Origin of the sequence: Micromonospora sp. NPDC049240, assembly GCF_040647835.1 — a bacterium.
GTDB lineage: Bacteria > Actinomycetota > Actinomycetes > Mycobacteriales > Micromonosporaceae > Micromonospora.
The window spans coordinates 305,949-325,073 of sequence record NZ_JBEZCX010000002.1 but is presented as its reverse complement, the minus strand read 5'-3'; the positions used below and the strand labels follow the sequence as shown (position 1 = coordinate 325,073).

Annotated in this window: 21 protein-coding genes; 13 read left to right on the top strand and 8 right to left on the bottom strand. The window is 74.7% G+C overall.

The features are described from left to right. Positions 1-19 precede the first annotated feature (19 nt). The 3 genes from AB0B02_RS04775 to AB0B02_RS04765 all read left to right on the top strand — a co-directional run bounded on the left by AB0B02_RS04775 (position 20) and on the right by AB0B02_RS04765 (position 2,001). The gene (locus AB0B02_RS04775; protein WP_357296794.1) at positions 20-454 is read left to right on the top strand and encodes a hypothetical protein; all 435 of its coding nucleotides are present in this window, start codon (positions 20-22) and stop codon (positions 452-454) included. Continuing rightward, on the top strand, positions 451-1,359 hold the full coding sequence (locus tag AB0B02_RS04770; RefSeq protein ID WP_357296792.1) for a hypothetical protein: 909 nt from the start codon (positions 451-453) through the stop codon (positions 1,357-1,359). The genes AB0B02_RS04775 and AB0B02_RS04770 overlap by 4 nt, the downstream gene beginning before the upstream one ends. A gap of 90 nt (positions 1,360-1,449) precedes the next feature. Further along, positions 1,450-2,001, top strand: a complete 552-nt coding sequence (locus AB0B02_RS04765) for a hypothetical protein (protein WP_281935371.1) — start codon at positions 1,450-1,452, stop codon at positions 1,999-2,001. A 60-nt stretch (positions 2,002-2,061) separates the two neighbouring features. Here the strand turns inward: AB0B02_RS04765 and AB0B02_RS04760 are convergent, their stop codons facing one another. Beyond that, complete coding sequence (locus AB0B02_RS04760) at positions 2,062-2,760, bottom strand: metal-dependent transcriptional regulator (protein ID WP_357296789.1); 699 nt, start codon at positions 2,758-2,760, stop codon at positions 2,062-2,064. Between the two features lie 103 nt (positions 2,761-2,863). Between AB0B02_RS04760 and AB0B02_RS04755 the strand changes: the two genes are divergently transcribed. From AB0B02_RS04755 to AB0B02_RS04745, 3 genes are read left to right on the top strand one after another with little or no spacing between them, the layout of a single operon-like run. After that, positions 2,864-3,721, top strand: a complete 858-nt coding sequence (locus AB0B02_RS04755; RefSeq protein WP_357296787.1) for a sulfurtransferase — start codon at positions 2,864-2,866, stop codon at positions 3,719-3,721. Positions 3,722-3,768: 47 nt separating this feature from the next. Then, positions 3,769-4,950, top strand: coding sequence for an acetoin utilization protein AcuC (locus tag AB0B02_RS04750; RefSeq protein WP_281935366.1), 1,182 nt, complete (start codon positions 3,769-3,771; stop codon positions 4,948-4,950). A gap of 23 nt (positions 4,951-4,973) precedes the next feature. Further along, positions 4,974-7,529 carry a GNAT family N-acetyltransferase gene (locus AB0B02_RS04745; protein ID WP_357296784.1) on the top strand — a complete coding sequence of 852 codons (2,556 nt, stop codon included), beginning with the start codon at positions 4,974-4,976 and terminating at the stop codon, positions 7,527-7,529. A 111-nt stretch (positions 7,530-7,640) separates the two neighbouring features. On the opposite strand, the gene sigB is transcribed toward AB0B02_RS04745, so the two are convergent. Beyond that, entirely contained in the window at positions 7,641-8,627 is a 987-nt protein-coding gene (gene sigB, locus AB0B02_RS04740) for an RNA polymerase sigma factor SigB (RefSeq protein ID WP_281935362.1), read from the bottom strand. Positions 8,628-8,850: 223 nt separating this feature from the next. On the opposite strand from sigB, the gene AB0B02_RS04735 reads away from it, so the two are divergent. Next, on the top strand, positions 8,851-9,639 hold the full coding sequence (locus AB0B02_RS04735; RefSeq protein WP_281935360.1) for a sporulation protein: 789 nt from the start codon (positions 8,851-8,853) through the stop codon (positions 9,637-9,639). 16 nt (positions 9,640-9,655) lie between these two features. Here the strand turns inward: AB0B02_RS04735 and dtd are convergent, their stop codons facing one another. Next, entirely contained in the window at positions 9,656-10,078 is a 423-nt protein-coding gene (dtd, locus tag AB0B02_RS04730) for a D-aminoacyl-tRNA deacylase (protein ID WP_281935358.1), read from the bottom strand. Next, complete coding sequence (locus AB0B02_RS04725; protein ID WP_281935356.1) at positions 10,078-11,562, bottom strand: methyltransferase; 1,485 nt, start codon at positions 11,560-11,562, stop codon at positions 10,078-10,080. Before AB0B02_RS04725 ends, dtd begins: the two co-directional genes overlap by 1 nt. Before the next feature lie 182 nt (positions 11,563-11,744). On the opposite strand from AB0B02_RS04725, the gene AB0B02_RS04720 reads away from it, so the two are divergent. From AB0B02_RS04720 to AB0B02_RS04710, 3 genes are all read left to right on the top strand, one after another. Beyond that, positions 11,745-12,965, top strand: coding sequence for a S8 family serine peptidase (locus AB0B02_RS04720; RefSeq protein WP_357296779.1), 1,221 nt, complete (start codon positions 11,745-11,747; stop codon positions 12,963-12,965). A 114-nt stretch (positions 12,966-13,079) separates the two neighbouring features. Next, positions 13,080-13,655 carry an HhH-GPD-type base excision DNA repair protein gene (locus AB0B02_RS04715; RefSeq protein ID WP_357296777.1) on the top strand — a complete coding sequence of 192 codons (576 nt, stop codon included), beginning with the start codon at positions 13,080-13,082 and terminating at the stop codon, positions 13,653-13,655. 3 nt (positions 13,656-13,658) lie between these two features. Further along, positions 13,659-14,885 (top strand): low temperature requirement protein A, encoded by a 1,227-nt coding sequence (locus AB0B02_RS04710; RefSeq protein WP_281935351.1) that lies wholly within the window; start codon positions 13,659-13,661, stop codon positions 14,883-14,885. Between the two features lie 49 nt (positions 14,886-14,934). Here AB0B02_RS04710 and AB0B02_RS04705 read toward each other — a convergent pair whose 3' ends face one another. Next, complete coding sequence (locus AB0B02_RS04705; RefSeq protein ID WP_107159166.1) at positions 14,935-15,246, bottom strand: hypothetical protein; 312 nt, start codon at positions 15,244-15,246, stop codon at positions 14,935-14,937. Continuing rightward, entirely contained in the window at positions 15,236-15,547 is a 312-nt protein-coding gene (locus tag AB0B02_RS04700; RefSeq protein WP_233219766.1) for a hypothetical protein, read from the bottom strand. Before AB0B02_RS04700 ends, AB0B02_RS04705 begins: the two co-directional genes overlap by 11 nt. Positions 15,548-15,645: 98 nt before the next feature. On the opposite strand from AB0B02_RS04700, the gene AB0B02_RS04695 reads away from it, so the two are divergent. Next, the gene (locus tag AB0B02_RS04695) at positions 15,646-16,002 is read left to right on the top strand and encodes a DUF3099 domain-containing protein (RefSeq protein WP_281935345.1); all 357 of its coding nucleotides are present in this window, start codon (positions 15,646-15,648) and stop codon (positions 16,000-16,002) included. 147 nt (positions 16,003-16,149) lie between these two features. Here the strand turns inward: AB0B02_RS04695 and AB0B02_RS04690 are convergent, their stop codons facing one another. Further along, positions 16,150-17,064 carry a sugar kinase gene (locus tag AB0B02_RS04690; protein WP_357296954.1) on the bottom strand — a complete coding sequence of 305 codons (915 nt, stop codon included), beginning with the start codon at positions 17,062-17,064 and terminating at the stop codon, positions 16,150-16,152. Between the two features lie 140 nt (positions 17,065-17,204). Further along, complete coding sequence (locus tag AB0B02_RS04685; RefSeq protein ID WP_357296772.1) at positions 17,205-18,140, bottom strand: pseudouridine-5'-phosphate glycosidase; 936 nt, start codon at positions 18,138-18,140, stop codon at positions 17,205-17,207. Positions 18,141-18,227: 87 nt separating this feature from the next. On the opposite strand from AB0B02_RS04685, the gene AB0B02_RS04680 reads away from it, so the two are divergent. Next, entirely contained in the window at positions 18,228-18,446 is a 219-nt protein-coding gene (locus AB0B02_RS04680; RefSeq protein WP_107159174.1) for a DUF3039 domain-containing protein, read from the top strand. A gap of 40 nt (positions 18,447-18,486) precedes the next feature. Continuing rightward, positions 18,487-19,119, top strand: coding sequence for a TRIC cation channel family protein (locus AB0B02_RS04675; protein WP_281935341.1), 633 nt, complete (start codon positions 18,487-18,489; stop codon positions 19,117-19,119). Positions 19,120-19,125: the final 6 nt, after the last annotated feature.

The following is a 19,125-nucleotide window of genomic DNA, read 5'->3' as shown; positions in this document are numbered from 1 at the left end:
GGGACGGGAACGGATGCGGATGAGCCACGTGCAGCGGCCACCAGGTCGCCGGATCAGCGACCCGACGGCCGCGGACGTGGCACGTGTCTGCGCGGACATGGTCGACGTCGCCGACCTCGTCGACCTCACCGGTCCGGAGGCGGAGCCGGTCCTGGCCCGGTTACGCGCCGACGACGCCACCGAGGAAGCGGTCCGGGTGGCGCTGGACGAGGTGGCGGATCTCCTGCGTCGGCACGGCCTGACCGGTGTGCTCGGCGCCGCGCGCGGCGGGGAGGTCCCGCCGGACGGGTTCACCGGCCTGCCCGCCATCGGCACCGGTCGACCGCTCGAAGAGGTGTACGTCTGCCCGGGGAACCTGTGTGACCGGACGGAGATCCGGCGTCCCGGGGCCACGGCCGCGCCGTCGTGCGCGGTCTGGGCGCGTCCGCTCCTGCTGTTCCGGCTGGACCGATGACGGCGTTCGTCACCTCACTCGGGGGCAAGCTCGCCGAACGGTGGCTGCAGGCTCTCCTGCTGCCCGGGATGGTCTTCGTCGGCGCGGTGGCGGTGGCCGGCCGACTCGGGCACGGCCGGTGGTCGGACGTCGACATGCTGGCCGCCGCCGTCGACCAGCTCGGTGAGTCGGCCACCAGGCGCGGCAACGGCGCGGTTGCGCTCCTCGCCGTCGCGGTGGTGACCGGCGCGGTGGCTGCCGCCGCGCTCGCGCAGGGGTTGGGACAGGTGGTGACCTACGCCTGGACCGCCACCTGGGGCCCGGTCGGGCGGCCCTTCGTGCACCGGCGTCGCCGCCGGTGGCGGCGCGTGGTCACCCGGTACGAGCAGGCGCTGATCGAGAAGGCCCGCGTGCTGCGCGGCGTGCGCCCCGCGGATCCGCCGCCGGAGGTGCCGGACACCGCGGCGCTGGCCGCCGCCCGCGACCGGATCTCGATGGTCGAGCCGCGGCTGCCCACCTGGATGGGTGATCGGATGCACGCGGTGGACGAGCGGATCCGGACCGTGTACGACCTGGATCTCGCCTCCGCGTGGCCCCGGCTCTGGCTGACCGTCCCGGACGAGGTTCGGAATGCCCTCGTCCGGGCCCAGGCCGAGTTCGCCGCCGCCGGCCGGCTGGCCGGTTGGGGCGGTCTCTATCTCCTCCTCGGCCTGCGGTGGTGGCCGGCGGCCGTGGTGGGCGCCGGCGTGTGGGCGGTGGGATGGTGGCGCGGTCGGATGTCGATGGAGAACCTCGCGCAGCTCGTCGAGGCCACGGTCGACCTGCACGCGTCCGCGCTCGCGGTCGCGCTCGGGCATCCGGTCGACGGATGCTTCACGCCCGGCGACGGGGAGGTCGTGACCCGAATCCTCCGCAAGGGCACCTAGCCGGGGCCTTCCGTCCCCGCCGACCGACCCGTACGGTGTCCGACGGAACTCCGGCGGGCCGGCCCCGCCGCCGACCGCGGAGGTCTTCCCGTGCGCGCCCGTAGTACCTGGCTGGCCGCCTCGGCCGTCCTGCTCGCCGCCGGCTGCGCCGACGACAGGTCCCCGGTGGCCGTGCCGGCGCCCCCGCCGCCGGCGGCCGAGGTCGCCGCCGCCTCCTCCGGCGGGGCGTGCCGGCTGCTCGACTTCGGGGTGATCGCCGAGCACACCGGCGGCACGTTCGACGTGGCCGCCGCCACCGACCAGGGCGACACGCACACCTGCGTGGTCCGTGCCCAGGGCGCGGTGCTGCCGGAGCTGACGCTCGCGGTGACGGACACGTCGATCGACGCGGCGACGTTCACCGCCGACGTGCAGCCGAGCGGGGCGACGAAGGTCACCAAGCTCGGCAAGATCGCTTACCGGCGGACGCTGCCGAGGACCGCGAACAGCGGCCCGGCCGCGGAGGTGGGCTGGCTGGCCGCCGAGGACCGGCTCGCCAGCCTGCGCTGGACCAGCCCCGAGGGGACCGCCGCGGCGGAGGTGGCGCAGGCGACCGGAAAGCTGGTCGCGCTGGCCAAGGTGATCGACACCCGGCAGTTGTGAGCCCAGCGGGCGAGTCGGTGGGCCACGACCCGCCTGGTCGGCGGGCCGTGACCAGGCCGGTCAGCGGGCCGCGACGAAGACGCGGGAGGCCACCTCGCGGGGCAGCCGCACCCGGTCGCCGGAACGGTCGATGGAGACACCGTCGCGCTCCTGCGCCACGGTGACGGTCGCGCCCGGGTCGACGCCCGCCGCGTGCAACTGCCGGAGCACGTCCGCGTCGGTCTGCACGCTCTCGCAGATCCGCCGCACCACCACCGAGCCGGACAGGCCCGGGAAGGCCAGGTTCCGCTCGCTCTCGACGGTCTCGGCCGGCGGCTGGCCGGGGTCGCCCAGTTCCTCCAGCCCCGGGATCGGGTTGCCGTACGGCGACCGGGTCGGGCGGTTGAGCAGGTCGTAGACCCGCTTCTCCACCGCGTCGCTCATCACGTGCTCCCAGCGGCAGGCCTCCTCGTGGGCCTCCTCGTAGGGCATCCCGATCACGTTGACCAGCAGCAGCTCGGCCAGCCGGTGCTTGCGCATCACCGAGACCGCGGTGCTGCGGCCCAGCTCGGTGAGGGCCAGGTGTCGGTCGCCCTCGACGGTGAGCAGGCCGTCGCGCTCCATCCGGGCGACGGTCTGGCTGACGGTCGGGCCGCTCTGCCGCAGTCGCTCGGCGATGCGGGCGCGCAGCGGCGGCACACCCTCTTCCTCCAGCTCGAGGATGGTGCGCAGGTACATTTCGGTCGTATCGACCAGTGAGTGAGCGTTTATCTTTATCACCCGTAAGCGAGGAACGAACCGGAATCTCCAGTGTCTCACGAGCCGCCCCTGAGCTGCCAACACCACGACCGGCCCCCGCCCCGGATGGTGTTGACTGGGTCGCATGTCCGGAACCGCAGAGTTGCTGGTCGAGCCGGACCGGCTCGCCGCCGAACTCGACCGCGCCGACCCGCCCGTCCTGCTCGACGTCCGCTGGCGGCTGACCGGCCCGCCCGGCCGCGACGACCACGCCGCCGGCCACCTGCCCGGCGCCGTCTTCGTCGACCTGGACACCGAGCTGTGCGGGCGTCCGGGCGCCGCCGGGCGGCACCCGCTGCCCGACCCCGCCGCGTTGCAGGCCGCGCTGCGGGCGGCCGGCGTCCGCGCCGGTCACCCCGTGGTGGTGTACGACGGCGGCGACGGGATGTCCGCCGCCCGGGCCTGGTGGACGCTGCGTTGGGCGGGGCACCGACCGGTGCGGGTGCTGCACGGCGGCTTCCCGGCCTGGGTCGCCGCCGGCCTGCCGGTGGACACCGCGACGCCCGAGCCCACGCCCGGCGACGTGACCGTCACCCCGGGCGCGTTGCCGGTGCTCGACGCCGGGCAGGCCGCCCGGCTCGCCGCCGCCGACGATGCGGTGCTGCTCGACGTGCGGGCCGCGCCGCGCTACCGGGGCGAGCACGAGCCGGTGGATCCGGTCGCCGGGCACGTTCCGGGCGCGGTGAACCTGCCCGCCCCGGAGTACGTGACCCAGGGCCGGTTCCCGGCCGCGGAGGCGCTGCGCGCGCGGTTCGCCGAGGCGGGGGTGCGCGGGGACGCGCCGGTCGGGGCGTACTGCGGCTCCGGGGTGACCGCCGCGCAGACGGTGCTGGCGCTGCACCTGGCCGGCCGGCCGGACGCGGCGCTGTACGTGGGCTCGTGGAGCGGCTGGGTGGCCGACCCGGACCGTCCGGTGGCGACCGGGGGCGCCGCCGGTCGGTGAGTGCGCAGTTGGTGGGCGTGTCCGCGCTCACGTGCGACGATGGCCGCATGGCCGACGACACGGTGGTGGTGTGGGACTCCGCCCTCCTCGCCTACGACATGGGGGACCACCCCCTCGACCCGGTCCGCGTCGAGCTGACCATGGCGCTCGCCCGCGAGCTGGGCGTGCTCGACCGACCGGGCGTGCGCCTGGTCAGGCCGGAGCCGGCCGACGACGCGCTGCTCACCCGGGTGCACGATCCGGCCTATCTGGACGCGGTCCGGGCCGCGCCGCGTGACCCGCTCTTCGCCGGCTTCGGGCTCGGCACCTCGGACAATCCGGTCTTCGACGGGATGCACGAGTCCAGCGCGCTGATCGCCGGCGCCACCGTGGCCGCCGCCGAGGCGGTCTGGCGGGGCGAGGCGCGGCGCGCGGTGAACGTGGCCGGCGGCCTGCACCACGCCATGCCGGCCCGGGCGGCCGGCTTCTGCGTCTACAACGATCCGGCGGTGGCCATCGCCCGCCTGCTCGACCTGGGCGCGGAACGGATCGCGTACGTCGACGTGGACGTGCACCACGGCGACGGGGTGCAGGAGATCTTCTACCGGGACCCGCGGGTGCTCACGGTCAGCCTGCACGAGACCCCGCTGGCGCTCTTCCCCGGCACCGGTTTCCCGGACGAGACCGGCGGGCCCGGCGCGGAGGGCAGCGCGGTCAACGTGCCGTTGCCGCCGGGGGTCGGCGACGCCGGCTGGCAGCGCGCGTTCCACGCGGTGGTGCCGTCGGTGCTGCGCGCGTTCCGGCCGCAGGTGCTCGTCACCCAGTGCGGGGCGGACGGACACCGGGCCGACCCGCTGGCCGACCTGCACCTGTCCGTGGACGGGCAGCGGGCCACCTACCGGGCGTTGCGGACGCTCGCCGACGAGCTGTGCGAGGGCCGCTGGGTGGCCACCGGCGGTGGCGGGTACGCGCTGGTCGAGGTGGTACCCCGGGCCTGGACGCACCTGCTCGCGGTGGCCACCGGTGAGCCGCTGGACCCGGCCACGCTCACCCCGCCGGGGTGGCGGGAGCTGGCCGCGCGCCGGCGGCCCGGGCACGACATCCCGCTGCGGATGACCGACGACGTCGATCCGGAGTTCCAGCCCTGGCAGCCCAGCGGCGAGCCGAACGCGGTGGACCGGGCGGTCGCGGCCACCCGCAAGGCCGTCTTCCCGCTGCTCGGGCTCGACCCGCACGACCCGCGCGACTGAGCGGCGGTGGGGAGGACCGACCGGTGACCACAGTCGAACAACCGGTGGACGTGCTGCTCAGCGACGGCACCACCGTCCAGCTACGGCAGATCCGCCCGGACGACGCGGCGGCGATCGTGGCGATGCACGCCCGGTTCTCCGAGCGCACCCGCTACCTGCGGTACTTCTCACCGTATCCGCGCATCCCGGAGCGGGACCTGAAGCGGTTCGTCACGGTGGACCACCGCGACCGGGAGGCGTTCGTGGTGCTGGCCGGCGAGCGGATCGTGGCCGTCGGCCGGTACGAGCGGCTCGGTCCCGCCTCGCCGGAGGCCGAGGTGGCGTTCGTGGTGGAGGACGCCTACCAGGGGCGAGGCATCGGCTCGGTGCTGCTGGAGCACCTCGCGGACGCGGCCGGCCGGCACGGCATCGGGCACTTCGTCGCCGAGGTGCTGCCGGCGAACGGGACGATGCTGCGGGTCTTCGCCGACTTCGGCTACCAGGTGCAGCGCCAGTACGCCGACGGCGTGGTGCACCTGAGCTTCCCGATCGCGGCCACCGAGGCGACGCTCGCGGTGCAGCGTGGCCGGGAGCACCGCACCGAGGCGCGGTCCATCGCCCGGCTGCTCGCCCCGCGCGGCATCGCCGTCTACGGCGCCAGCACCACCGGCCAGGGCGTCGGCGCGGCGCTGCTCGGGCACCTGCGGGACGGCGGGTTCACCGGCGCGATCGTCCCGGTGCACCCGAGCGCGGCGACGGTGGCCGGGCTGCCGGCGTACCGGTCGGCGGCCGACGCCGGGCTCGCCGTCGACCTGGCCGTGGTGGTGGTCGCGCCGGACGCGGTGCACGACGTGGTGCGGGACGCCGCCCACGCGGGCGCGCACGGGCTGGTGGTGATCTCGGCCGGGTTCGCCGAGGCCGGCCCGGCCGGGGCGGCGGCGCAGCGGGCCCTGGTCCGGGCCGCGCACCTGGCCGGCATGCGGGTGGTCGGCCCGAACTGTCTCGGCGTCGCCAACACCGACCCGGCGGTACGCATGAACGCCACGCTCGCGCCGGCGCTGCCGGCGCCCGGGCGGGTGGGCGTGTTCAGCCAGTCCGGCGCGTTCGGGGTGGCGTTGCTGGCCGAGGCGTCCCGGCGCGGGCTCGGGGTGTCGAGTTTCGTCTCGGCCGGCAACCGGGCCGACGTGTCCGGCAACGACCTGTTGCAGTACTGGCAGGACGACCCGGGCACCGACGTGATCACGCTCTACCTGGAGACGTTCGGCAATCCGCGCAAGTTCGCCCGGCTGGCCCGGCACATCGGCCGGCGCAAGCCGGTGGTGGCGCTGGCGTCGCTGGCCCGGTCGCCCGGGGTGGGCGAGGCGCCGGCGCTGGACGCCGCCGCGGTGAGCGCGCTGTTCGCGCAGTCCGGCGTGCTCCGGGTGGACACGGTCGCGGAGCTGCTCGACGTGGGCGTGCTGCTGGCCCACCAGCCGCTGCCGGCCGGCCGGCGGGTCGCCGTGGTCGGCAACTCGTCGGCGTTGACCGGGCTGGCCGCGACCGCCGGCGCCGGGCAGGGGCTGACCGTCGTCGACGGGTACCCGCACGACGTCGGGCCGACCGGCGGCGCCGCCGCGTACGCCGCCGCGCTCGCCGCGGCGGCGGCGGACGACCGGGTGGACGCCGTGGTGGCGGTGTTCGCGCCGCCGCTGCCCGGTCAGCTCACCGATCCGGAGGCGGACTTCGCGGCGGCGCTGCCGGACGCGCGGGCCACCGGCAAGCCGGTGGTGGCGACGTTCCTCGCCGGGCAGGCGCCGACCGGGGTGCCGACGTACCCGAGCGTGGAGGAGGCGGTGCGGGCGCTGGCCCGGGTCACCCGGTACGCGGACTGGCTGCGTCGGCCGCCGGGCGTGCTGCCCGAGCTGGCCCGGGTCGACCGGGCGGCCGGGCAGGCGGCGTGGGGCCCGGACGGGGCGGATCCGGCGACGCTGCTCGCCGCGTACGGGATCGACGTGGTGGCGTCCGTGCCGGCCGGTTCGGCCGAGGAGGCGGTGGCGGCGGGGGAGCGGCTCGGCTGGCCGGTGGCGCTCAAGGCAGCCGCCCCGGGGCTGCGCCACCGCCTGGACCTGGGCGCGGTCCGGCTCGACCTGGCCGACGCCGGGGCGGTGCGCCGCGCGTACGCCGAGATGTCTTCGGGGTTCGGCGCGGAGGTGCTGGTGCAGCCGATGGTGCCGCCGGGTGTGGCGTGCGTGGTGGAGCTGGTGGAGGATCCGGCGTTCGGCCCGGTGGTCGGGTTCGGGTTGGGCGGGGTGGCGACCGAGCTGCTCGGCGACCGGGCCTGGCGGGCGGTGCCGCTGACCGACCGGGACGCCGCCGAGCTGGTCGACGAGCCGCGCGCCGCGCCGCTGCTGCACGGGCACCGGGGCGCCGCCCCGGTGGACCGGGCGGCGCTCGTCGACCTGCTGCTGCGGGTCGGGCGGCTGGCCGACGAGCAGCCCCGGGTGCGTGCGCTGCGGCTCAACCCGGTGCTGGCCCGTCCGGACGGCATCTCGGTGCTGCACGCCACCATCCGCACCGGCCCGGATTCACCGCGCCCCGACACCGGCCCCCGCCGCCTGTAAGGAGGGGCCCCTTGTTAACGCCTCCGGTAGAGAAGGGGCCCCTTCTCACCGGCGATCACGCGCGACAGGCCCCGGCGAACCGCCGGGGCCTGTCGGGGCTTGGTGCTCGGGTCAGCAGGCGTACGCCTCCAGCCGGTTCGCCCGCTCCGGGTCGCGCAGCTTGAGCAGCGTCACCTTCTCGATCTGCCGGATCCGCTCCCGGGACAGCCCGAACTCGCGGCCCACCTCGTCCAGGGTGCGCTGCCGGCCGTCGTCCAGGCCGAAGCGCAGCCGGATCACGGCCTGCTCCCGCTGGGAGAGGGTGGCCAGCACGATCCGGACCTCGTTGCGCAGCTCGCCGTTGGCGGCGGCGTCGCCCGGCTCGGTACGCGGGTCGACGGCGGCGACGAAGTCCCCGAGCGCGCTCTCGCCGTCCTCGCCGACCGCCTGGTCCAGGCTCACCGGCTCCCGGTCGAACGAGATCAGCTCGATCACCTGGTACTCGGGGACCTCCAGCGCGGTGGCGACCTCGGCGACGGTGGGCTCGCGACCCAGCGTCACGGACAGCTCGCGGCGCACCCGGACCATCCGGTTGACCTGCTCGACCATGTGCACCGGGATACGGATGGTGCGGGCCTGGTCGGCCATGGCGCGGGTGATGGCCTGGCGGATCCACCAGGTGGCGTACGTGGAGAACTTGAAGCCCTTGGTGTAGTCGAACTTCTCGACCGCGCGGATGAGGCCGAGGTTGCCCTCCTGGATCAGGTCGAGGAAGGCCATCCCGCGCCCGGTGTAGCGCTTGGCGATGCTCACCACCAGGCGGAGGTTCGCCTCCAGCAGGTGGTCCTTGGCGGCGCGTCCCTCGGCCGCGACCAGCGCCAGGTCCGCGCGCAGGTCGGCGGAGACCGGCGTGCAGGTGGCGAGCTTCTCCTCGGCGAAGAGGCCGGCCTCGATCCGCCTGCTCAGCTCGACCTCCTGCGCCGCGGTGAGCAGCTTGGTGCGGCCGATGCCGTTCAGGTAGGCCCGGACCAGGTCGGTGGAGACGCCGCGGTCGTCGGTGGCGTCCAGGTCCGTGAGGGTGACGTCCATGTCCTGGTGCTCGATCATCTGCTGGGTCATCTCTGTCTCTCCCCGTGTCCTACGTGCCGTACCGGCCCGTGCCGCCGGCGCGGTGGGGGCCGGTGACAAACAGCTTCGCAACCGGGGCGTGAGACGGGAGTGAGGCGATCGGGGACCCGACACGAATCCGGGGGGAACGTGGGGTGTCGCTTGTCCCGTCCGGCTACCGTGCCAGCGAACCGGCCGGCAGGGCCGGGGACGAACCGGCGATCGGAGAACTCAGGTGGTCTTCAAGCGGCTCATGCAGGCGATGGGGGTGGGCGGGCCGTCGGTGCAGACGGTGCTGGCCAACCCGAACTGCCGTCCCGGCGGTCAGCTGGAGGGCCGGGTCCAGGTGGTCGGCGGCGAGCACCCGGCGGACGTGAGCTGGATCTCGCTCGGCCTGCTCACCCGGGTGGAGGTGGAGAGCGGCGACTCGGAGTACAACACCAACCAGGAGTTCGGCCGGATCCAGCTCACCGGCGCGTTCCAGCTGGCGCCGGGGCAGCGCCACGACGTGCCGTTCCGCTTCCAGGTGCCCTGGGAGACGCCGCTCACCGACCTGTACGGCCAGCACCTGCACGGCATGACCATGGGGCTGCGGACCGAGCTGGAGGTGGCCCGGGCGGTGGACTCCGGTGACCTGGACGCGGTCGCGGTGCACCCGCTGCCGGCCCAGGAGCGGCTGCTGGAGGCGCTGCTGCGGTTGGGCTTCCGGTTCGCCCGCGCCGACGTCGAGCGGGGCCACATCTACGGCGTACGCCAGCAGTTGCCGTTCTACCAGGAGATCGAGTTCTATCCGGCGCCGCAGTACGCCGGCGCGATGAACCAGCTCGAGGTCACCTTCGTCACCGACCCGCAGCAGGTGCAGGTGGTGCTGGAGATGGACAAGCGGGGCGGCCTGTTCACCGAGGGCCGGGACGCGTTCGGCCGGTTCACCGTGGACCACGCCACGGCGGACCGCACCGACTGGGCCGCCCAGCTCGACGGCTGGCTCCGCCAGTCGTTGTCCCAGCGGGGCCTGTTCTTCTAGGCGGCGACGCGGGCGCTCACAGGTCCAGCAGGAGCGAGCGGGGGCCGACGTTGACGCTCTCCACCAGCATGTGGGTGCGGAACCGACCGGTCGCCACCGTCGCGCCGCGGGCGCGCAGCTCCTCGACCACCGCGTCGACAAGCGGCTCGGCGACGTCCGCCGGGGCAGCGGCGGTCCAGCTCGGCCGCCGACCCTTGCGGGCGTCGCCGTAGAGCGTGAACTGACTGACCACGAGCAGCGGCGCCCCGGTGTCCGCGGCGCTGCGCTCGTCGTCCAGGATGCGTAGCTCGTGCAGCTTGCGGGCCATGGTGGCGGCCACCTGCCGGGTGTCGGCGTGGGTGACGCCGACCAGCACCAGCAGCCCGTCGGTGATCTCGCCGACCACCGCGCCGTCGACCGTGACGGAGGCCCGGGCGACGGTCTGCACCAACGCCCGCATCAGTCCGTCACCGGCTCGACGAGACCGCGCTCGACCAGGTGCGCCACGATCGGGCCGGCCGCCTCGGCCAGCTCGTCCGGGGCCACGTCGTGCGCGGCGGCGAGCAGGGCGAGCTGGTCGCGCAGCGGCAGCCGGCCGTCCGCGCCGCCGACCAGGGCGAGCACCAGCGGGTCGATCTCCTCGGACCAGCGCAGTCCGCGCGGCGCGGCGAGGACCTGCCGGTCCACCGCCCAGCCGTCGTCGCCCATGGTGGCCTCCTGACGGAGCTGGAGCCCGTCGGCGGCGCGGTAGCGGGCGGCCAGCAGCCCGTCGGTGTCCCGGGCACGCAGCCAGTCCTGCCTGTCGAACCATTCGGCGATCCGGTCGCCGAGCGGTGGTTCGACCCGCTGGCGCAGGTCCTCGACCCGGACGATCGGCTGGTCGTGGCCGGCCCGGCGCAGCGACACGAGGCCGAAGCCGATCGCCTCCACCTTGTGCGCGTCGAACCAGTCCAGCCAGGCTTCCATCCGCTGCGGGTCGGCGCTCTCCCCGACGTCGGTGAGCCAGAGGTTCACGTACGCCATCGGGTCGGCCACCTCGCGCTGGATGACCCAGGCGTCCAGCCCGGTGCCGGCGAACCAGCCGGTGACCCGGTCGGCCCAGTCCTCGCCGGTGACGTGCACCCAGTTCGCCAGGTACTGCATGGTGCCGCCGTCGGTGAGCAGGTGCGGCGCGGCGGCGGCCAGCTCGGCGCCGATCGCGTCGCCGACCCGCCCGGAGTCGCGGTAGACGTGGGTGGTGGTGCCGGGGCCGACCACGAACGGCGGGTTGCTGACCACCAGGTCGAAGCGGCGTCCGGCGACCGGGGCGACCAGGTCGCCGTGGAGCAGCTCCCAGTCCTGCCCGTTGAGCGCGGCGGTGGTGGCGGCGAAGCGCAGCGCCCGCTCCGAGACGTCGGTGGCGGTGACCCGGCGGGCGTGGGTGCCCAGGTGCAGCGCCTGCACGCCGGAGCCGGTGCCGAGGTCCAGCGCGGTCTCCACCGGGCGGCGTACGGCGGCGCCGATCAGCGTCTGGGTGGCCCCGCCGATGCCCAGCACGTGCTCGGCGTGCAGCGGCCGGCCGGGTCGGGCGCTGGCCGGCACGTCGGCGAGCACCCACCAGTCGTCGGCGTACGGCTCCAGGTCGACGCCGGCGCGCAGGCCGTCGCCGTGCCGCTCGACGATGCCGCCGGCGAGCGCCTCGTCCACGGTCAGCGGCGCCAACGCGGCGGCCACCACCGGCTCCGGCTCGGTGCGGTCGCAGATGAACACCCGGATCAGCGTGCCCAGCCGGTCGCGGTCCTCGGTGGCGCGCAGCGCGGCCCGGTAGTCGTTGCGGGCGACGCCGCCGGTGGCCTGCGAGCCGAGCCGCCCGGCGATGCCGTTGGCGGTGAAATCGGCAAGCGTCAGCGCGGTGCGCAGCGCGTCGACCCCGGCGGGGGAGAGCAGCATGTCGTGACGGTCCACGTGGCCATCCTGCCCCGGCCGCCGCCCGGCGCGGCGCGCACCCGCCGGATCCGGCCGGCAGACGGTATTACCCGGCAACTATCTCTTTCACGAGCATCGATGTGTGGTTAGCATTCCCGTCAACATCCGTCGATGGGCGGCCCGCCGGCCACGAACCGGCCCGCCCGGTAGGGAGCCAGACGATGCCCGACGTGTCCGTTCCCCGGCGTCGCGTGCTGCACGCGCTCGCCGTCACGGCCGCCGCCGCGGCCCTCACCGCCGCCGCCTCCACCCCGGCCCTCGCCGCGCCGACCGGTCAGGTCCGGTTCGCCGGCGCCGCCGACGCCGTCAGCGGCAGCTACCTGGTCGTGCTCAAGGGCGACGCGGTCGGCGCCGCGAACAGCCGCACCGCGCGCACCGCCGTGCCGGAGCGGGCCGCCGGCCTGGCGAAGCGCTACGGCGGCAGTGTCGCCACGGTGTGGAGCGCCGCGCTCACCGGCTACAACGCGAAGATGAGCATCGGGCAGGCGCGCCGGCTGGCCGCCGACCCGGCCGTCGCGTACGTCGAGCAGGACCGCCGGGTGACCGTCCAGGGCACCCAGACCGGCGCCACCTGGGGGCTGGACCGCATCGACCAGCGCAGCCTGCCGCTCAACAGCACCTACACCTACCCGAACACCGCCACCAACGTGCGCGCGTACATCATCGACACCGGCATCCGGACCACGCACAGCCAGTTCGGCGGCCGGGCCACCTGGGGCACCAACACGGTGGACAGCAACAACACCGACTGCAACGGCCACGGCACGCACGTCGCCGGCACGGTCGGCGGCAGCACCTACGGCGTGGCCAAGGGCGTCCGCCTGATCGCGGTCAAGGTGCTCAACTGCTCCGGCAGCGGCAGCACCGCCGGCGTGGTCAACGGCGTCAACTGGGTCACCTCGAACGCGGTCAAGCCGGCCGTGGCCAACATGAGCCTCGGCGGCGGCGTCAGCACCACGCTGGACAACGCGGTGGCCAACTCGATCAGCTCCGGCATCACGTACGCGCTCGCGGCCGGCAACTCCAACGCCAACGCCTGCAACTCCTCGCCGGCCCGGGTCGCCTCGGCGATCACGGTGGGCTCCACCACCAGCACCGACGCCCGCTCGTCCTTCTCGAACTACGGCACCTGCGTGGACATCTTCGCGCCGGGCTCGTCGATCACGTCGTCGTGGAACAGCAGCGACAGCGCGACCAACACCATCAGCGGCACCTCGATGGCGTCGCCGCACGTGGCGGGCGCCGCGGCGCTGGTGCTGTCGGCGAACCCGTCCTACACCCCGGCGCAGGTGGCCAGCTACCTGACCAGCAACGCCACCACCGGCAAGGTGACCAGCCCGGGCACGGGCTCGCCGAACCGGCTGCTCTTCGTCGTCAACTGACACCTGTCGGCTGACCGCGGCCCGGTGGATTCGAGTGGAGTCCACCGGGCCGCGTCGTGCCGGGTGTCGGAGAGTCGGCGGCGGGAGCGGCGGCCGGGGCGGCAGGATGGGGGCATGACGCTCTCCCTACCCATCGACCCGCAGGCCAACGAGATGCTGCGGCGCGACCCGCTGGCCCTGCTGCTCGGGATGGTGCTGGACCAGCAGGTGCCGATGGAGAAGGCGTTCTCCTCGCCGTACGTGCTGGCGCAGCGGCTCGGCCACGAGCCGGACGCCCGGGAGCTGGCCGGGTACGACCCGGACGCGCTGGTGGCGCTGTTCGCCCGGCCGCCGGCGCTGCACCGGTTCCCGAAGGCGATGGCGGCCCGGGTGCAGGAGGTCTGCCGGGCGCTCGTCGAGCGCTACGACGGCGACCCGGCGCGGCTCTGGTCGGAGGCGACGGACGGCGCGGAGCTGCTGCGCCGGGTCGGCGAGCTGCCCGGTTTCGGCCGGCAGAAGGCGCAGATCTTCGTGGCGCTGCTCGGCAAGCGGTTCGGGGTCACCCCGGCGGGCTGGCGCGAGGCGGCCGGCGCCTACGGCGAGGCGGAGGCGTACCGGTCGGTCGCCGACGTGACCGACCCGGAGTCGCTGGGCCGGGTGCGCGAGTTCAAGCAGCGGATGAAGGCGGAGGCGAAGGCCGCGAAGGGCTGACGCGTGAGCGAGCAGCGGGGCGGGGGGCTGCTGCGCACCATGTCCAGCCCCGGCCGGGCGACCTTCCTGGAACTCTTCTTCGACCTGGTGTTCGTGTTCGCGCTGACCCGGGTGTCGCAGCGGCTGGTGGCCGACGTCGACAGCGGGCACCTGGCGGCCGGTGTCGCCCGGACGCTGCTGCTCTTCCTGGTGCTCTGGCACGTCTGGACCATCACCACCTGGGTGACCAGCCGGTACGAGCCGGAGCGGGCGGTCATCCAGGCGGTCGTGGTCGGTGTGATGTTCGGCAGTCTGGTGCTCGGGGTGACGCTCCCCCGCGCGCTGGAGGAGCGGGCGTTGGCGTTCGCGCTCGCGTACGTGGTGATGATGGTCGCGCGTCCGCTGGTGCTGGTGGTGGCGCTGCGCGAGCATCCGCGGCGAATGGTGCCGGTGCGGCTGGTCGGCTGGGCCGTGGCGACCGCCCCGCTCTGGCTGGCCGGCGCGCTGGTGCCCGACCTGCGCCTGCCGCTGTGGGCGGTCGCGCTGGCGGTGGACTACCTGGGCACGTTCCTGGGGTGGCCGCTGCCCCGGCTCGGTTCGTCCCGCATCCGGAGCTGGCTGGTCGCCGGGGAGCATCTGGCCGAGCGCTACCAACAGATCTTCCTCATCGCGCTCGGCGAGTCGATCCTGGTGATCGGCGTGTCCTACAGCGGGGAGCAGTTCTCCGGGCGGTCGGCCGCCGCGTTCGCGCTGGCGTTCCTGGTCACCGCGTTGCTCTGGCGGATCTACTTCCACCGGGCCGGGCACCTGCTCGTGGAGGCGTTGCGGCTGGCCGGCACGCCCGGGCGGCTGGCTGAGTCGGCCGCCCAGACCCACCTGTTCATGGTGCTCGGGGTGCTCGTCTCGGCGGTCGGCTACGAACTGGTCATCGCCCACCCGTACGACGCGGCGGATGCCCGCTGGCTGGTCTTCGTGGTGGGCGGCCCGGCGCTGTTCCTGGCCGCCCGGTCCCGCTTCGAGTACGAGATCTTCGGCCGGGTGTCCCGCTCCCGGCTGGTCGGGCTGGCGGGCCTGCTGCTGCTCGCGCCGGCGCTGACGGCCGGGCCGGTCCTGCTGGCGCTCGCCGTGGTGGCCGGCATGCTGGCGCTTGTCGCGCTCGCCGACATGTGGCGCGCCCGGGGTGGGCCGCCGGAGTCGTCGGCATCGCCGGTCGGGCGGGAGGCGCTCGGCAAGGCCGGCCCCGAGGCGTGAACCGGGCCCGCGAGGCCCGCGGTCGCGAACCGAGGTGACGCGTGCGGGCTCAGGCGGCGGTCGGGCGGGACAGTGAGGCCAGCGCGCGGCGGACGTCGGCCAGCGAGACCGTGGCCGAGTCGTCCAGGTCGGCCAGGCCCGCCTCGATCCACTGCCGCATCAGCGTGGTCACCCCGATGCCGCGCGCGTCGGCGGCGGCCCGGACCCGTTCGTACGTCTCCAGCGGCAGGCGTACCGACCGGCTGACCATCGGCACGTCGGTGTCGGGGGTGGGCAGTTGCGCCGGCGACGTCTCGTCGATCAGGTCGGCGAACGCGTCGCCGCCGGCGTGGAACCGCTTGGTCGCCTCGTCACGGTGCATGGTGACCGCCTCCTCGTCGGCGTGCCCTCCGCACCGCCTCGTCGTAGCGCTTGGCCTCGACGTCGCTCAGCTCGCGGGCGGAGAGGATGTCCCAGTCGTTGTCGGTGCCGTCTGCCTCGGCCAGCAGCACGGCGAGGCGCCGGCCGCGGTGGTCGGTGGCGTAGACCACCATCACGTCGTCGCCCAGGTGCCGGATGACCCGGCGGTTGCTGTGCAGGGCCTCCCAGACTTCCCCGGGTGTGACGTCGTAGACCCGCAGGTTCGCCAGCGCCTCGTCGGTGAAGCTGAACCGGTTGGCCACGAGCGGAGCGTACCACGCGCGTAACACGTAACCGGATTGTCGCCGATCACCTGCCCCGAGTGACAGGATGGGCGGTATCCCCTCGTAGGAGGTCCGTGGTGAAGCGTCAGGCCTACCAGCCGATCCTGATCACCGACGCCCGGCGCAGCCAGGACGACCAGCTCAGCAGCCGGCAGAAACGCTACGTGCTGATGATGGGCATCCGGGTCGCCTGCATCGTCGTGGGTGCCGTCCTGGTCGGCGTCAAGGCGCCGCTGCTCTGGCTGTGGTTGCCGCTGTGCGCGCTCGGCATGGTGCTCATCCCGTGGCTCGCGGTGCTGCTGGCGAACGACCGCCCGCCCAAGGAGGAGCACCGGCTGGCCAACCGTTTCCAGCCCCGGGGCCGCGACGAGACCCCGCCGATGGCGCTCGCCGCGGAGGAACGCCCGCACAAGGTCATCGACGCCGAGCCCTGACCGGTCGTCACCACGCTCCGGGACGCCGGACCGGAGAGTTCGCCGACGAACCGATATACCTCTCAGGCATAAACATGACCAGAAGGCATATCGGCCGTCAGGCACACCCGGTTCCGAGCCGGCACCCGATCAGCGCGCGCCCGGCCGTCACGCGCCCGGCCGGGCGCCGACCGTGGTCACGGCCAGGGCGCCGAGGTCACCGGCCCGGGCCAGCGCCGCCCGGGGGCCGGCCCCGGCCAGCCAGGCGGTGAGCAGGCCGGCCGCGAACGCGTCCCCGGCGCCGGTGACGTCCACCACGGCCACCCCGGGCGCCGGGGCCGTCTCCACCCGGCCGCCGCGCTCCACCCAGACCGCCCCCGCCGCGCCGCGCTTCACCACCACCCGGTGCGCCACCGAGGTCAGCGCCCGGCCCTGCGCCGCCGGATCCAGGCCACCGGCCAGCACGGTCGCCTCGTCCGTGTTGACCAGCAGCAGGTCGACGTCGCGTACCCAGGTCAGGAACGACCCGCCGACGCGCCGCAGCGGCGCCGCGGAGGCCGCGTCGACGCTGACCGTCAACCCGCGCTCGCGGGCGACGGCCAACGCGCGCAGGCCGGCGCCGCGCGACCCGACGTCCAACAGGGTGTACGCGGACAGGTGCAGGTGCCCGACGTCGGGCGCCGCCGCCAAGGCGGCCTCGACGTGCCGCGCGGTCAGCCGTAGGTTCGCGCCGCGCTGACTGACCATGGTGCGCTCCCCGCCGTGGGTGAGCACGATCACCGTGCCGGTCGGGTAACCCTCGTGCCGCTCGACCGCGCAGTCCACCCCGATCCGGGTCAGCTCGGCGACCCGGTCGCGGCCGGTCTCGTCGTCGCCCACGGCGGCCACCAGCGTCACGGCCGCGCCCTGGCCGGCGAGCCAGGCCGCGGTGTTGGCCGCCTGCCCACCGCCGCTGAACCGGATCCCGGCCGCGGTGTCCGAGCCGGTCGCGAGCGGCCCGGACAGCATCGCGACCACGTCCGTGATCACGTCGCCGACGACGGCGATGCCGGGCGCTCCGCTCGTACCGGGCCCTCCGGACATGCCCTCGCTGCGCTCGGTGCGTTCGCTCATGCGGTGCTGGCTGGGCATGCGCTCACGGCCCTCGCTGCGCTCGGTGCGTTCGCTCATGCGGTGCTGGCTGGGCATGTGCTCACGGCCCTCGCTGCGCTCGGTGCGTTCGCTCATGCCGGGCCGGCGGCGGGTCGGGTCGCCGCGGCGACCGCGATGCGCGCCGCCAGGTCGGCGTTGCGCAGGATGATCCGGACGTTCACCGCCAGGCTGGCGCCCTCGGTGGCGGCGTGGAAGTGGGCCAGCAGGAACGGGGTCACCGCCTTGCCGGTGATCCCCTCCCGGGCCAGCGCCGCCAACCCGTCGGCGAGTGTGCGGTCGTGCAGCGCCGGGTCGAGCTGCTCGTCGGCCGGCAGCGGGTTGGCCACGATCAGCCCACCTGTGTGCACACCCTGTTCGGCGCGGGCGGCCAGCACGTCGGCCACCCGCTCCGGCGAGTCCACCGACCAGTCCAGGTCGAAGCCGGCGTCGGTGAGGTAGAAGCCGGGGAACCGGCGGGTGCGGTACCCCACCACGCCCACCCCCAGCGTCTCCAGCCGCTCCAGCGTGGCGCCCACGTCCAGGATCGACTTCACGCCGGCGCAGACCACCGCGATCGGCGTACGGGCCAACGTGACCAGGTCCGCCGACTCGTCGAACGTGTGCGCCGCCTCCCGGTGCACCCCGCCCAGCCCGCCGGTGGCGAACACACCGATCCCGGCCGCCGCCGCCACCGCGCTGGTGGCCGCCACCGTGGTGGCGCCGTCCGCGCCGGTCGCCGCCGCCGGCGCCAGGTCGCGGACCGAGAGCTTGCTCACGCCGTCGACCGTGGCGAGCCGGGTGAGCTGGGCGTCGTCGAGCCCGACCCGCAGCTCGCCGCCGACCATGCCGATGGTGGCCGGGACCGCGCCCGCGTCCCGGACCGCCTGCTCGATCTGCCGCGCCACGCGCAGGTTGTCCGGCCGGGGGAGACCGTGCGACACGATGGTGCTCTCCAGCGCCACGACCGGCCGCCCGGCGCGCAGGGCGTCGGCCACCTCACCGCCGAGACTGATGCGAAAGTTGGTCACTTCCGTTACGGTACGGGCCGCCCGCCGGAGGGCCGTGGTGGACCCGACCCGGCCGGCCTGCAAAACTGGGAAGCCGGAGGTGGGGACGTGAGCACTGAGATTCTGGAGCGCCCGGAGCAGAAGGAGGCCGACACCGGCCCCGAGATGTTCCACTACGTGCGCAAGGACAAGATCGCCGAGAGCGCGGTCATGGGCACGTACGTCATCGCGCTGTGCGGGGAGACCTTCCCGGTGACCAAGGCCGCCAAGCCCGGTTCACCGGTCTGCCCGAAGTGCAAGGAGATCTACGAGTCCTGGGGCGAGTGATCGCGGGCGGCTCCGCCGCCCGCCCACGTAACCTGCGCCGGTGACCACCTCCACCGCCCTGCTCCTCGCCGACCTCACCGGCGTGGCGGTCTTCGCCGCCTCCGGCGCCTCCGCGGCGGTGGCCAAACGGCTCGACCTGTTCGGGGTGGTCTTCGTCGGTGTGGTCGCCGCCCTCGGCGGCGGCATCTTCCGTGACCTGGTCATCGACGAGGTGCCCCCGCTGGCGTTCGCCGACTGGCGGTACGCCGTCACCGCGGCCGTCACCGCCGCCGCCGTGTTCCGACTGCATCCGCAGCTCGCCCGGCTGCGCACCACCGTGCTGGTGCTGGACGCCGCCGGGCTGGCCCTGTTCACCGTCACCGGCACGCTCAAGGCGCTCGACGCGCACGTGCCGGCCGTCGGCGCCTGCATGATCGGCATGCTCACCGCGATCGGCGGCGGGCTGGGCCGCGACCTGCTCACCGGCGAGATCCCGGTGGTGCTGCGCCGGGAGATCTACGCGGTGGCCGCGCTCGCCGGCTCGATCGCGGTGGCGTTGCTGTCGGCGTACGGGCACGCCACCGCGGCACCGCTGACCGGTGCCGCGGTCTTCGTCTTCGGGCTGCGGCTGATCTCGCTGCGCCGGCGCTGGTCCGCCCCGGTGCCGACGGTCCGCCCGGGTGGGCGGATGTGACCAGCG

Bases quoted from the DNA above. Each gene is read 5' to 3' on its own strand.
- AB0B02_RS04755 (WP_357296787.1), top strand. From the start codon at position 2,864: ATGTCCGGAACCGCAGAGTTGCTGGTCGAGCCGGACCGGCTCGCCGCC.
- AB0B02_RS04720 (WP_357296779.1), top strand. From the start codon at position 11,745: ATGCCCGACGTGTCCGTTCCCCGGCGTCGCGTGCTGCACGCGCTCGCC.
- AB0B02_RS04770 (WP_357296792.1), top strand. From the start codon at position 451: ATGACGGCGTTCGTCACCTCACTCGGGGGCAAGCTCGCCGAACGGTGG.
- AB0B02_RS04715 (WP_357296777.1), top strand. From the start codon at position 13,080: ATGACGCTCTCCCTACCCATCGACCCGCAGGCCAACGAGATGCTGCGG.
- AB0B02_RS04690 (WP_357296954.1), bottom strand. From the start codon at position 17,064: ATGTCCGGAGGGCCCGGTACGAGCGGAGCGCCCGGCATCGCCGTCGTC.
- sigB (WP_281935362.1), bottom strand. From the start codon at position 8,627: ATGACCCAGCAGATGATCGAGCACCAGGACATGGACGTCACCCTCACG.
- AB0B02_RS04750 (WP_281935366.1), top strand. From the start codon at position 3,769: ATGGCCGACGACACGGTGGTGGTGTGGGACTCCGCCCTCCTCGCCTAC.
- dtd (WP_281935358.1), bottom strand. From the start codon at position 10,078: ATGCGGGCGTTGGTGCAGACCGTCGCCCGGGCCTCCGTCACGGTCGAC.
- AB0B02_RS04705 (WP_107159166.1), bottom strand. From the start codon at position 15,246: ATGCACCGTGACGAGGCGACCAAGCGGTTCCACGCCGGCGGCGACGCG.
- AB0B02_RS04775 (WP_357296794.1), top strand. From the start codon at position 20: ATGAGCCACGTGCAGCGGCCACCAGGTCGCCGGATCAGCGACCCGACG.